Raw genomic sequence first — 14035 nt, 5'->3', positions numbered from 1 at the left:
AAGTTATTTCCTGAACACATAATTCCCACGAATTTTTCGCCACAGCCCGAATACATCGGTACGGGGGAAGATGGCAATCCGGCGGATCTGGAAAGGGTCCTGGTGCATTGCTTTGGGGCCGCTATTGGTAGCGACAGCAAAACGATACCCGGCGGTGATAGCCTGTTCCTTGGCACTCTCATCCATATCTCCGTAAGGGTAGGCAAACGAGAGCAGCGGATGGCCAAGCAGGGCCTCCAGTTGGCGTTTATTCTCCTGAATTTCATGGGCTTGTTGTTCGGGTGTGAGCTTGCTCAAGCGGGGATGGGTCAGGGTATGACCACCAATTTCCACATGACCGCTGGCGGCCAGCGCTTTGACCTGCTCACCACTCATTAGCGAAACCTTGGTATCCGGATTGGTCGGATGCTCCACATCCCAACGGTTATAACCTTCACCTGTGACTACGTACACCACGGCTTTGTAACCATATTTTTCCAGCAGTGGCAGCATGCGGGTCAGGTTGTCCTGATAGCCGTCATCGGCGGTGATCATCAGGTACTTCTTGCCGTATTGCAGACGGTGGATAAAGCCTTTGTCCGCCAAATCGCGGAAAGTCAGGGTCTCGTAGCCGAGCCACTTCATCAGTCGCAGATGCTTCTCGAACATGGTGATCGGCATCCAGGTGCCATGCACTCCTTTCTCGCTATCCTGCTCGATAAAACGGTGGTACATGATGACGGGCATCTCGCGGCGCAGGGTTTCGACTACGGCATCCTGATAGATGGTTTCGAGGCCGGATACTACCCCCTGCAAGCCATACTCATCCTGAATGCGTTGGCGAATGGCTTCCGGCACCACATTGCTTGCGAGGGCGGATTCGATTTCGCCCTTCAGCGCGGCAAAATCGATGGCCAGATCCTTGGGGCCGATATCGCCAAAATTACTCGCCAGAGCATCATCCAGATTCTGTTCGGTTACCAGACCAACTGCCTTGGCTTCACCAATGGCAAAGGCGGGCCGACCACAGAGCAGTGCTTCCATCGCTACCCGACCGGCGCCGATCACCAGATCGCAACTCGCCAGCAGAGCGGGCACATCGTCAACATAGCCAACAAACTCGGCACGGCCTTCGAAATGGGCAAAGCGCTCAGGCACCTTGGTACCACTGACAATCCGCACCTTGTAGGCATCCAGATCGAGTACCTCGTCGAGCAGACGGTAACAGAGCTCCCCTTTGGGGCCGCTCAAACGGCCAATGATGGCGATCACCGGCTTGGGATTGTCCGGCGCTGGCACAGGCTGGAATTTGTCGGTTTCGATACCGTTGCGCAGCACCTGCACGATCGCGGGATCGACCCCCAGATTGTCGACAATCTGATGGGCAATATCCTCACAAACGGCAACTGCCCGATAGCCGAGAGCATGGAATGCCTTGCGCGAAGCGTGCACCGGCTGGCGACCATGAACCGTGGTGATCATCGGGGTACCAGTCAGCTTGCAGGCCACATAACTGCTCCAGCCGGAGGCGCGGGAGTGAGCATGCACCAACTGGATATGGTGCTTTTTGATGAGATAGATAAGGTAGAAGACGTGCCAGAAGCGGCGCAGAATGCTGCGCTTGTTGAATCTCAGCTTGAAGACTGGGCCAAGAGTCGGCTTGGTCAGGGTATCTGATACATAAAAGACGTTGTGACCACGCCGGGTCAGTTCGTTGCCGACCGTGGTGGCATAGACCTCAGCTCCCGTTACCTCGAGCTGGGAGAGTGCCATCAATATATTCATCGCGCGGTTACCCGGTAGAGAAGAGAGGAACGGCAAGCAGCCACAGAGACCAGAAACCGGAAGCAGGCGAGTGCCCACTTCCGGTTTTGCGCTCAAACTGCCGCGTTGTGCTCACCTGTTAGCGGTTGAGCCAGGCCATGTAATCCGCTACCCCTTCGGCAACGGTTTTAAACTCGGCGTCATAACCCACGCTGCGCAGCTTGGTCATGTCAGCCTGGGTGAAGCTCTGGTAGCGACCCTTGAGGTGATCCGGGAAGGGGATGTATTCGATAGACCCCTTCTGATGATGCTTGATCACCGCTTCGGCCACGTTCTGGAATGGCTCGGCACGGCCGGTACCGCAGTTGAAAATGCCGGAGTGCTGCGGGTTCTGCCAGAACCAGAGGTTTACCTTGCAGACGTCGTCGATATAGATGAAGTCACGCATCTGACCACCGTTCGGGAAGCCATCGCAACCTTCGAACAGCTTGGGATTCTCGCCCTTCTTCACCTGGGTGTTGAGGTGGAAGGCGACGGAAGCCATGGAGCCTTTGTGCTGCTCGCGCGGGCCGTAGACGTTGAAGTACTTGAGGCCAACGACCTGAGAGTTGATCTCCGGCATCCAGCGGCGCACGTACTGGTCAAACAGCTGCTTGGAGTAGCCGTAGACGTTGAGCGGCTGTTCGAACTTGGGATCTTCGATGAAGTTGTCGTTGCGGCCACCGTAGGTCGCGGCAGAAGAGGCGTAAATGAACGGGATTTCACGCTCGATGCAGTAGTGGAACAGATCCTTGGAGTACTCGTAGTTGACCTCCATGATGAACTTGCCGTTCCACTCGGTGGTGGCAGAGCAGGCACCTTCGTGGAAGATCACCTCGATGCCGTTGTCCCACTCTTCAAACTCGTCACCGGAGACGATGCGCGCCTGAAACTCGTCTTTGTCCATGTAGTCAGCGATGGTCAGATCGACCAGGTTGACGAACTTGGTGCCGTCGGTCAGGTCATCAATGACCACGATATCGGTCCGTCCTTGAGCGTTCAGCTGCTTGACCAGATTGCTGCCGATAAAGCCAGCACCGCCAGTTACTACGATCATGGAGTTTGCCTCTCGTACGTTGATGGCTACATGTGACTGCTTGTTAAAGCTGTGTATAGTGAGCCAATTTGAAATTGCCGAAAAGTTTATCACGGGCCGTCCGGGGATTCGACCTTGTTCAAAACTGCCCCGAGCGGAACCTGTTGGAGGAATGAGTGATGAAAACCAGAGACAGGATCATTCACAGCGCGACCGAGCTGTTCAACGATCAGGGTGAACGCAACATCACCACCAACCATATTGCGGCGCACATGGGTATCAGCCCGGGCAACCTCTACTACCACTTCCGCAATAAAGAAGACATCATCCACTCCATCTTCGACCAGTATGCCCGTCACCTGAGCGAGAGCTTCGTGCCGACCCGCAACCGTGAAATCACTCTGCAGGATCTGATGGGCTATCTCGATGCCATCTTCTATCTGATGTGGCAGTTCCGCTTCTTCTACGCCAATCTGCCGGACATCCTGAGCCGTGACGAGCCGCTGCAACAGAAGTACCTCAAGGCCCAGGAGCAGATGCGATCCTCAGTGGTCGCGCTGCTCAGAAGCCTGCGCGAAGGGGGCATCATAGATGTCAGCGATGAAGACCTGCCGGATCTGGGACAGACCATCAAGATGGTGGTGACCTGCTGGATCCCCTTCCAGATTGCCCAGGCCCCCAACACCCGCATCACCAAACCGCTGCTCTATCAGGGCGTGTTGAAGGTGCTGTTCCTACTGCGCCCCTATGTGCAACCCCAGGTTGCCGGACAGATCCAGCAGCTGGAGCAGCACTACCGCCAGCTGGCCCAACCAGCTGGGTGAGATCTGTTTCACATTTGTTGAATATCAGCACAATCATTTGAATTTACCGCAACAGATTGCAGTAAAATGTCGCCCTCTGTTGATACGCAGCTGAAATAGCCACTAAGGATCGAGGATGTCTAACGGATTCTATCGTCACCTGACCGAGCAACTGAACCAGGTGCAAGCTGAAGGGTTGTACAAGCAGGAGCGCATCATCACCTCCGCCCAGCAGGCCAGCATCGCCGTCGGCGGTGAGCAGGTACTGAACTTCTGTGCCAACAACTATCTTGGGCTGGCCAACCACCCGGATCTGATCGCTGCCGCCCATCAGGGACTCGACAGCCATGGCTTCGGCATGGCCTCGGTGCGCTTCATCTGTGGCACCCAGGATCAGCACAAAGCGCTGGAGCAGAAGATGTCTGCCTTCCTCGGCACCGAAGACACCATCCTCTACTCCTCCTGTTTCGATGCCAATGGCGGTCTTTTTGAGACCCTGTTCGGCGCCGAAGATGCCATCATCTCCGATGCCCTCAACCACGCCTCCATCATCGACGGCGTGCGGCTGTGCAAGGCCAAGCGTTATCGCTACGCCAACAACGATATGGCCGAGCTGGAAGCCCAGCTCAAGCAGGCTGACGCCGATGGCGCCCGCTTCAAGCTGATCGCCACCGACGGTGTCTTCTCCATGGATGGGGTCATCGCCGACCTCAAATCCATCTGCGATCTGGCAGACAAATACGATGCGCTGGTGATGGTGGATGACTCCCACGCCGTCGGCTTTATCGGCGAAAATGGTCGTGGCACCCACGAATATTGCGGCGTGATGGAGCGGGTCGACATCATCACCGGCACCCTGGGCAAGGCGCTCGGCGGCGCGTCCGGTGGCTATACCTCCGGCAAGAAAGAGGTGATCGACTGGCTGCGTCAGCGCTCCCGCCCCTACCTCTTCTCCAACTCGCTGGCCCCCTCTATTGTCGCCGCCACCATCAAGGTGATCGACATGCTGGCGGAAGGTCACGACCTGCGTGCCCGCCTGAAAGAGAACAGCCGTTACTTCCGCGAGCGGATGAGCGCTGCCGGTTTCACCTTGGCAGGCGCCGACCACGCCATCATTCCGGTGATGCTGGGGGATGCCAAACTGGCCTCCGAAATGGCAAGCCGCATGCTGGCAGCTGGCATCTATGTGGTGGGTTTCTCCTTCCCGGTCGTACCTAAGGGTCAGGCACGCATTCGCACCCAGATGTCTGCCGCCCATACCCGCGAACAACTGGACAAGGCGATCGACGCCTTTATCCGCATCGGCCGTGAACTCGGCGTTATCTGATTTGAATCAAGGGGCTGCAGCCCCTTTTTTCTGCATTCATATTGAAGGAACAGCCATGAAAGCACTCTCCAAACTGCACAAAGAGGTCGGCATCTGGATGACGGATGTGCCGGCCCCCGAGCTCGGCCACAACGACCTGCTGATCAAGATCCGCAAAACCGCCATCTGCGGCACCGATATCCACATCTACAACTGGGACGAGTGGTCCCAGAAGACCATTCCGGTACCCATGGTGGTCGGCCACGAATATGTTGGGGAAGTGGTCGCCATCGGTCAGGAGGTGCGCGGCTTCGCCATCGGCGATCGGGTCTCCGGCGAAGGGCACATCACCTGCGGTCACTGCCGCAACTGCCGCGCCGGGCGCACTCACCTCTGTCGCAACACCACAGGTGTGGGCGTCAACCGCCCGGGGGCCTTCGCCGAATATCTGGTGATCCCCGCATTCAACGCCTTCAAGCTGCCGGACAACATCCCGGACGAGCTGGCCGCCATCTTCGACCCGTTTGGCAATGCGGTGCACACCGCCCTCTCCTTCGATCTGGTGGGTGAGGATGTGCTCATCACCGGGGCGGGCCCCATCGGCATCATGGCCGCCGCCGTCTGCCGCCATGTGGGTGCGCGCCACGTGGTGATCACCGACGTCAACGAATACCGGCTGGAGCTGGCCCGCAAGATGGGCGCCACCCGCGCGGTCAACGTGGCCAAGGAGAAGCTGGCCGACGTGATGAGCGAGCTGGGCATGACCGAAGGGTTCGATGTGGGGCTGGAGATGTCCGGCATCCCGAACGCCTTCCAGGAGATGCTCGACAAGATGAACCATGGCGGCAAGATCGCCATGCTCGGCATTCCCCCCTCTACCATGGCCATCGACTGGAACAAGGTGATCTTCAAGGGGCTGTTTATCAAAGGGATCTATGGCCGCGAGATGTTCGAGACCTGGTACAAGATGGCCAGCCTGATCCAGTCCGGGCTGGATCTCTCCCCCATCATCACCCACAGATTCCACATCGACGAATTCCAGCAGGGGTTCGATGCGATGCGCTCCGGCCACTCCGGCAAGGTGATCCTGAGCTGGGATAAATAACCCTTTTCACCCTTTGGTTACTCGAAACCCGGCGAATGCCGGGTTTCTTTTTATCTCCACCACCAGAATTGCCGTGATATCGCCCAAAACTTTGTACGCAGAGTGTTTAACACTTCACACACAAGCGTTTAAATGGCTGTAACTATTCGGTTATAATCCCGTCGTTTACATGGATAATAAAAGACTGCTGGGAGTATATGAGCGTGTTGAAAAAACTGAGCTATTTGCTGGCTGTCGGGATGACGGCCGCCAGCTTGTCTGGGGCAGTGCTTGCTGCCGATGAGATGTCACCGGAGGCTATTGCCGAGCGGATCAAACCGATCGGTCAGGTCTATACCGCCAAGGATCTGGAAGGTATTGCCGGCGCGGGTGCTGCACCTGCTGCGACCGCCTCTTCCGGTCCCCGCGATGGCGAAACGGTATACAAGGGCGCCTGCTTTGCCTGTCACGACACCGGCGCCGCCGGTGCCCCCAAACGGGGTGACAAGGCAGCCTGGGATCCTCGCATCGCCCAAGGCATTGATACTCTCAAGAAACATGCCATTGAAGGCTTTACCGGCAAGTCCGGCATGATGCCTCCGCGCGGCACCTGTGCGAACTGTAGTGATGAAGAGATTGAAAACGCCATCCACTACATGACTGACAACCTCTAAGTATTTGAAAGGGCCGCAATTGCGGCCCTTTCAATCTATCGGCTTCCGACTACTCTTGTAGGGTAGGCATAGTCGGGAGTTGCTCATGTCGCCCCATTCCACCGAATCCCACTACTCAACTCCTCTGCTGGCGTTGGTCTCTGCCATTATGGATTTTCCGGCTCCCCCTACAGCGCAGAGCAGCGATTATGATGATCTGATAAAGCAGATAAACCAGCTCTGCCCGTTGCAGCATTTCGGCATGCTGGGCCTCTCCGACAGTGGTCTGAACTGGCTCTACGCCTACAAAATCAGCGATACCTTCAAGCAACAACTGGGGCGGGAGCAGTCCCGCATCACCGATCAGCTCACCCAGCTCGATGAGGCCGAAGGGTGGTGCGTCTTTCCTATCGAACATGGTCAGGTGCAGTGGCTGCTGGCTCGCGGCGAACCATCCGACCTGCCCACATTACGCCTGCTGCTGGAGTGTCTATCCAAGCGGCTGACCGAAACCCAAGCGGGCTCCCATCTCACCGAGCTGCCTTCGCCGCTGATCCGCAAAGACCCGAACTGGAAAAAGAAAATCGAGAGCATCAGCCGCATCATGCGACTGGCCAACACCCTGCCCGGTCAGGCGCTCTTCTCCCAGCTGGAGGCGGTGCTGCGCCAGATGCTCGCCATTGAGGATATGCTGCTGGTCAGGCTCCACAGCCATACGCTTGAGAAGATTTATCCCGCACATCCTCGTCAAAGCGACGAATTCATCAGCGGTTTGTGCCACAGCACCAGCAATATCGAGGTCAACAGGGAGGCAACCTACTGGCACAGCATGCCGCTACGGCTGCAACAACAGTACTTCGCCCACTTCATCATCAGCACCGCGCAACCGCTGGAGACAGACGACAAGCTGTTTCTCGACTTCCTGCGTGGTCAGCTCACCCTGCTGTTGGAGCTGAAGCGGATCCGCCAGCAGCTTAACGACATCAATAGTGAAGACTCCATCAACCAGCGGCTGCAACAGCTGCGTCAGACCAACCTCAGGCTGCAAAAGCAGCTCAAGCAGCATCAGGAGCTGGAACGGCGGCTGCAATTCGATGCGCTTCACGACCCGCTGACCCAGCTACCGAACCGGGCGCTGTTGATGAACCACCTCAATCAAGCCATGACCCACTACAACCGCTACAAGTCACCGGGGTTTGCGGTGATCTTCATCGATGTGGATCACTTCAAGCAGATCAATGACACCCTGGGCCACAGTGCTGGTGATCAGCTGCTCAAGGAGGTAAGCCGCCGCCTCCAGACCTGCATCCGGCAAAACGATATGGTGGCCAGATTGGGGGGCGACGAGTTCGTCATCTATCTCGATAGCAGCAAACATGAAGATGACATCAGCCCGGTGCTCAACCGTATCATCAGCCGCCTCTCCTATCCGTTCCGGCTGCTTGGCAATGAGCTGAGTATTACCGTCAGCCTGGGGGTATCGAGTGTGTCCGAACAGACATCGGATATCAGCCAGTTACTCCACCAGGCCGATCTGGCCATGTACCAGGCCAAACGCAATGGCCGCAGCCGCATCGTCAGCTACTCGGATGATTGCATCAACCAGAACTGGAATTCGCCGGAAGAGATGCTGGCTCGGGCCCTGCGGGAAGGGCGTATCGTCCCCTACTACCAACCGGTGATCCGGCTACAGGATAGCCGCCTGACCGGTCTGGAGGTGATGGCGCGCTGGCTGACCGAAGAGGGAATTCTGAAGGATGCATTCGACTTTATTCCGCTGGCGGAGCAATGTGGCCTGATTCTGGAGCTGGATTATCAGATCCTGCGCCACACCTGCCAGCAACTGAAAGTGTGGCTTCCGATCTCGGGCCAGAGCAAGTTCAAGGTCGCCATCAACCTCTCCGGCAAACATCTGGTCAACCATGATCACATCATGCGGTTGGTGGACATTATCGATGAGGAGGGGATAGCACCAGGCTATCTGATCTTTGAATTCAACGAGCGGGAGCTGTCGCGGCAGGATTCCGATGCGCTGGCCTCCCTGCATGAACTGCGTGCCAAGGGCATTCAGATCAGCCTGGACGACTTTGGTACCGGCTTCTCCTCCCTCAACGCCCTGTTCCATTTCCCGGTAGATTACATCAAGGTGGATGACAGCTTTACCCAGCGGATGCTGCAGTCCCCCAAAGATCTGGCGCTGATCCGCGCCATGCGGGATATCTGTCAGGATCTCGATTACACCCTTGTGGTTGAAGGCATTGAGAACCAGCAGCAGTTACAGAAGCTGATAGATATCGGCTGCCGGATGGGGCAAGGACGCTATATATCTCCCCCCATGCCGGGAGCAGACATCATTCCACTGCTATCCCCCGGCAACGCAACCTCCTAATCTTTCTTGAACATGGCGCGCAGATTGGCCACCGCCATCTGCCCCTTCTGCTGGCGCTCCTCGGCAGTCACCTTCTTCTGGTTTTCCCATTCAAGGTCATCCTGCGGCAGCTCCAGCAGGAAGCGGCTCGGCTCTGGCCGTACCGACTCGCCAAACTGGCGCCGCTCCTTGCAGAGGGTAAAGGTCAGCTCGGTCTGGGCCCGGGTAATGCCCACGTAGGCGAGACGCCGCTCCTCCTCGACGTTGTCTTCATCGATGCTGGTCTGGTGGGGGAGCAAGCCCTCCTCCATCCCCACCATGTAGACATAGGGGAACTCCAGCCCCTTGGAGGCATGCAAGGTCATCAACTGCACCTGATCGGCATCATCTTCCCCCTCATTGCGCTCCATCATATCGCGCAGGGTGAGTCGAGTGACCACCTGAGCCAGCGTCATCGACTCCTCCAGCTCATCCCCTTCCAGCATCTCGGTAATCCAGCGATAGAGGGTGGAGACGTTCTGCATCCGCATTTCGGCCGCTTTCGGGCTGGGGGAGGTCTCGTAGAGCCACTCTTCATAGTGGATCTCCTTGATCATGTCCCGCACCGCCTCCACCGGATTGCCGCGCAGCGCCTGATCACCAAGGCGAACCAGCCAGTTGGTAAAGGCCTGCAAAGCCGTCAGGCCACGGCCGGAGAGGTGCTGTTCCAGCCCCAGCTCGAAGCTGGCGGCAAACAGGCTCTTGCCGCGCTGGTTGGCGTATTGGCCAAGCTTTTCGAGGGTGGTGGGGCCGATCTCGCGTCGCGGCAGGTTGACCACCCGCAGGAAGGCAGTGTCCTCATCCGGATTCACCAGCAGCTTGAGGTAGGCCATGATGTCCTTGATCTCGGTACGGGAGAAAAACGAGGTGCCGCCGGAGATACGGTAAGGGATCCGGTTGGTCATCAGCGCCTTCTCGAAGATGCGCGACTGATGGTTGCCCCGATAGAGGATGGCGTAATCCTTGAACCGGGTGCGGTTCATAAACTTGTGGCCCATCATCTCGGCGGCGATGCGCTCCGCCTCGTGCTCCTCATTCTTGGCAAACAGCACCTTGACCGGCACCCCGTAATCGAGCTCGGAGAAGAGCGCCTTGTCGAACACATGGGGGTTGTTGGCGATCAGGATATTGGCGCACTTGAGGATGCGCCCCTTGGAGCGGTAGTTCTGCTCCAGCTTGATCAGCTTGAGGCTGGGGAAATCTTCGCTCAGCAGCACCAGATTCTGCGGCTTGGCACCGCGCCAGGAGTAGATAGACTGGTCATCATCCCCCACCACAGTAAAACGGGCCCGCTCGCCGACGATCTGCTTCACCAGCTCGTATTGGCTGGTGTTGGTGTCCTGGTATTCGTCGACCAGCAGATAGCGGATCTTGTTCTGCCAGCGCTCGCGTACCTCCTGATTGCTCTTGAGCAGCAGGGTCGGCATCACGATGAGGTCGTCAAAATCCAGCGCGTTATAGGCCACCATCTGGCGGTGATAACGCTCGTAGAGCTGGGCCATCAGCACCTCTTCCGGCCCGCGGGCAATGCGCATGGCGCGGGCAGGCAGGATGAGATCGTTCTTCCAGTTGGAGATTTGGGTAATGAGGGCCGAGAGCTTGTCCTTGTCGTTGTCGAGCTCGTCTTCAGTCAATTCTTTCAGCAGCGCCAGCTGGTCGGTGTCGTCGAACAGGGAGAAGTTGGCCTTGAGATTCAGGCTGTTGTGCTCCCGGCGGATGATCTCGAGCCCCAGAGTATGGAAGGTGGAGACCATCAACCCCCGCGCCTCCTTTCGGCCCAAAGTCTGGCCGACCCGCTCCTTCATCTCCCGTGCCGCCTTGTTGGTAAAGGTAACTGCGGCGATGTTGCGCGCGTTGTAACCACACTGCTGCACCAGATAGGCAATCTTGTTGGTGATGACGCGGGTCTTGCCCGATCCGGCACCCGCCAGCACCAGGCAAGGGCCGGAGACATACTTGACCGCTTCGTTCTGATTGGGGTTGAGCTTCATGGGCCGGATCTCTTGGCTTATGATGAGGGGCGGCATTGTACCAGAAATCACCCGACGAGCCGTACCTGCTGCACGGCAGGCAACCGCCATTCCGGCTTATCGCGCCTTGTGTTCGGGCGCTATTTTCAGGATCATGGCCGACCTTTCGAGATGATGACTTTTTCCGGATGATGAGGGGAGCATGAATCAGCAACAGCACACCCAACTGCGCAGCCAGTTTCCGGCCTTGGCGCAGGAGGTAAACGGCCACCCTCTGGTCTATCTGGACAACGCGGCCACCACCCAGAAACCGCAAGCGGTACTGGATGCCATCGCTCACTACTATGGGGCCGACAATGCCAATGTGCACCGCGCCGCCCATGCTCTGAGTGGCCGCGCTACCCGAGCCTTTGAGGCTGCCCGCGAGACGGTCGCCCGCTTTATCAATGCACCCCGCAGCCACGAAGTGATCTGGACCCGTGGCACCACGGAGGCGATCAATCTGGTGGCCCAGAGCTGGGGGATGAGCGAGCTCAAGGCGGGGGACGAAATTATCCTCAGTACGCTGGAGCACCACGCCAATATCGTCCCATGGCAACTGGTCGCCCAGCGTACCGGCGCGGTGATCCGGGTCATCCCGCTCGATGAGCGGGGCGATCTCGATCTGGCCGCCTATCACGCCATGCTGGGGCCACGGACCCGTCTGGTAAGCGTGGCCCACGTATCCAATGCCCTTGGCACCGTCAATCCAGTCAAAGAGATGGTGGCAGCGGCCAAGGCAGTCAGCGCTCTGACCCTGCTCGATGGCGCTCAGGCGGTGGCTCATCTCGAGGTGGATGTGCAGGCCATAGGTTGCGACTTCTACGCCTTCTCCGGTCACAAGCTCTATGGCCCGACCGGCATCGGTGTGTTGTGGGGCCGCACCGAACTACTGGAGCGGATGCCGCCCTGGCAAGCCGGTGGCGAGATGATCGATCGGGTCAGTTTCAGCGGCACAACCTTCAATACCCTGCCCTTCAAGTTCGAGGCGGGCACCCCCCATATTGCTGGCGCTATCGGCCTCGCCGCAGCCATCGACTTTGTGATGGGGCAAGATCGGCATTGGCTCGCCAGCCATGAGCAGGCGCTAACCGACTATCTGGTCGCAGGCCTGCAACAGGTGCCGGGGCTGCGCCTGATCGGCGAACCCGACCAGCGCGCCGGTGTGGTCTCGTTCCTGCTGGAGGATATCCACCCGCAAGATGCCGCTACCCTGCTCGACATGCAGGGGATCGCCTTGCGAGTCGGCCATCACTGCGCTATGCCGCTGATGGAATCGCTCGGGATCGGCGGCACCATGCGCGCCTCGCTGGGCTGCTACAACAATCGGGATGATGTCGATGCCCTGCTGGCCGCCCTGCACAAACTCAGTGACTTCTTCTAAGGCAGACAACCGAATGAGTAACCTCGCAAGCTATACCCAGATTGGCCTTGAGCCCAACGCCGACATCATCCGCCAGCAGTTTGCCGCCGCTCACGGCTGGGAGAACCAGTACCGGCTCATCATCCAGCTCGGCAAGCAGTTACCGGTGCTACCCGGCGAATGGCAGCAGGAGGCATTCCGCCTCAAGGGTTGTGAAAGCCAGGCGTGGCTGAAGGGAGAGAAAAGCGAGGATGGCTGCTGGCATTTTGCCTGTGATTCCGATGCCCGCATCGTGCGTGGCTTGATCGTCATCGTGCTGGCCGCGCTCAACCACCAATCGTCTGCGGCGATCCAGGATTTTGATATGGAAGGCTATTTCAGCGAACTTGGGCTTGAGAAACACTTGAGCCCGTCACGAGGTAACGGGCTCAGAGCGATCGTGCTGGCGATCCGGGAACAAGCGGTCTAACCCGCCTTGTTCAGTGGTCGATTAGGCTTCGCCAATCGCCCCTACTTCTTCATTCCCGACCTCTTTCTCGGCGCGGGCCCCCCGCTCGGCAATCTTCTTCAATACCCGGGACGCGGCAACCAGCCCAAAGGTTGCCGTCACTGGCGTCACGGCGCCAAAACCGGAGGCGCAATCCATCTTCATGGTGCCATCGCTGGCCGCTTTGGCCTGACAGGTGCCACCATTACCATCCGGATAACTCAGCTGCTCGGTTGAGAAGACACACTCCACTCCGAATTTGCGCGCCGGATTCTTGCTGAAGTTGTGCAACCGGCGCAGGTCGGAGCGCACCTTGGCAGCCAACGGGTCTTGAATAGTCTTGGCCAAATCGGCCACAGAGATCTGGGTCGGATCCATCTGCCCGCCAGCACCGCCCGCCACAATCACCGGGATCTTGTTGCGCTTGCAGAAGGCAATAAGCGCCACCTTGGCCTTGACCGAATCGATGGCATCCACCACATAGTCAAACTCCCGCTTGATATGCTCGGCCAGGTTATCGGCGGTGACGAAATCGTCCACCTCGATCACTTCACAATCCGGATTGATAGCGCGAATGCGCTCGGCCATCACCTCTGTCTTGAGGCGACCAACCGTCCCCTGCATAGCGTGGATCTGGCGATTGGTGTTGGTGATGCAGATATCGTCCATGTCGATCAGGGTGATCTGGTTGATACCGGCGCGGGCCAGCGCCTCGGCTGCCCAGGAGCCCACACCGCCGATCCCCACCACACAGACCTTGGCCTGGCTAAAGGAACGCAGGGCGTTCTGACCATAAAGACGGGCAATGCCCCCGAATCGCTGTAGATATTCTGCTTTCATACCACCACCTTGCTTGAGGGCGGCCATTATAACGGCAACCAGAGCCAGCGGCGATGGCAGAACCGGAGAAAATAGGGGAGGAAAAACAGGGAAAACGGCAGAGAAGAGAGAATAAAAGGTCAATTTTCAGACTATTTGCTGAATGACACGCAATAAAAAACCCCGCTCAGATGAGCGGGGTTTCTTGTATTGGGTGCCTGGCAGTGTCCTACTCTCGCATGGCGAATGCCACACTACCATCGGCGCTACCGCGTTTCACTTCTGA

At 57.9% G+C, this 14035-nt stretch carries 11 protein-coding genes; 7 read left to right on the top strand and 4 right to left on the bottom strand.

Translation table 11 applies throughout. From position 1 onward, the window contains the following. Positions 1-3: 3 nt before the first annotated feature. Together G5195_RS12170 and rfaD are read right to left on the bottom strand one after the other, a co-directional pair. Entirely contained in the window at positions 4-1764 is a 1761-nt protein-coding gene (locus G5195_RS12170) for a polysaccharide deacetylase family protein (protein ID WP_421222011.1), read from the bottom strand. Positions 1765-1882: 118 nt separating this feature from the next. Next, entirely contained in the window at positions 1883-2839 is a 957-nt protein-coding gene (gene rfaD / locus G5195_RS12165) for an ADP-glyceromanno-heptose 6-epimerase (protein ID WP_040069912.1), read from the bottom strand. Between the two features lie 158 nt (positions 2840-2997). Here rfaD and G5195_RS12160 point away from each other — a divergent pair, with 158 nt between their 5' ends. The 5 genes from G5195_RS12160 to G5195_RS12140 all read left to right on the top strand — a co-directional run bounded on the left by G5195_RS12160 (position 2998) and on the right by G5195_RS12140 (position 9053). Further along, complete coding sequence (locus tag G5195_RS12160; RefSeq protein ID WP_005340848.1) at positions 2998-3642, top strand: TetR/AcrR family transcriptional regulator; 645 nt, start codon at positions 2998-3000, stop codon at positions 3640-3642. Between the two features lie 115 nt (positions 3643-3757). Next, positions 3758-4948 carry a glycine C-acetyltransferase gene (locus G5195_RS12155; protein ID WP_127007235.1) on the top strand — a complete coding sequence of 397 codons (1191 nt, stop codon included), beginning with the start codon at positions 3758-3760 and terminating at the stop codon, positions 4946-4948. A gap of 55 nt (positions 4949-5003) precedes the next feature. Beyond that, positions 5004-6032: an L-threonine 3-dehydrogenase gene (gene tdh / locus G5195_RS12150; RefSeq protein WP_421236180.1), complete on the top strand. Its 1029-nt coding sequence runs from the start codon at positions 5004-5006 to the stop codon at positions 6030-6032. 197 nt (positions 6033-6229) lie between these two features. Next, positions 6230-6685: a c-type cytochrome gene (locus tag G5195_RS12145; protein WP_204480583.1), complete on the top strand. Its 456-nt coding sequence runs from the start codon at positions 6230-6232 to the stop codon at positions 6683-6685. Positions 6686-6770: 85 nt separating this feature from the next. Next, positions 6771-9053 (top strand): putative bifunctional diguanylate cyclase/phosphodiesterase, encoded by a 2283-nt coding sequence (locus tag G5195_RS12140; RefSeq protein ID WP_216979758.1) that lies wholly within the window; start codon positions 6771-6773, stop codon positions 9051-9053. Here the strand turns inward: G5195_RS12140 and rep are convergent. Continuing rightward, positions 9050-11062, bottom strand: a complete 2013-nt coding sequence (gene rep / locus G5195_RS12135; RefSeq protein ID WP_421222017.1) for a DNA helicase Rep — start codon at positions 11060-11062, stop codon at positions 9050-9052. The two genes, G5195_RS12140 and rep, sit on opposite strands and share 4 nt — an antisense overlap. Positions 11063-11243: 181 nt before the next feature. On the opposite strand from rep, the gene G5195_RS12130 reads away from it, so the two are divergent. Both G5195_RS12130 and G5195_RS12125 read left to right on the top strand, forming a co-directional pair. Next, entirely contained in the window at positions 11244-12464 is a 1221-nt protein-coding gene (locus G5195_RS12130; RefSeq protein WP_421222018.1) for an aminotransferase class V-fold PLP-dependent enzyme, read from the top strand. Between the two features lie 13 nt (positions 12465-12477). After that, positions 12478-12912, top strand: a complete 435-nt coding sequence (locus G5195_RS12125; RefSeq protein ID WP_421206282.1) for a SufE family protein — start codon at positions 12478-12480, stop codon at positions 12910-12912. A gap of 21 nt (positions 12913-12933) precedes the next feature. On the opposite strand, the gene tcdA is transcribed toward G5195_RS12125, so the two are convergent. Continuing rightward, the gene (gene tcdA, locus G5195_RS12120; RefSeq protein ID WP_421222020.1) at positions 12934-13770 is read right to left on the bottom strand and encodes a tRNA cyclic N6-threonylcarbamoyladenosine(37) synthase TcdA; all 837 of its coding nucleotides are present in this window, start codon (positions 13768-13770) and stop codon (positions 12934-12936) included. Positions 13771-14035: the final 265 nt, after the last annotated feature.

This window comes from Aeromonas sp. 601039 (assembly GCF_049174415.1).
In the GTDB taxonomy this organism is placed as follows: domain Bacteria; phylum Pseudomonadota; class Gammaproteobacteria; order Enterobacterales; family Aeromonadaceae; genus Aeromonas; species Aeromonas veronii_A.
The sequence above is the reverse complement of the archived record's forward strand: the minus strand, read 5'-3'. Positions and strand labels throughout refer to the sequence as shown.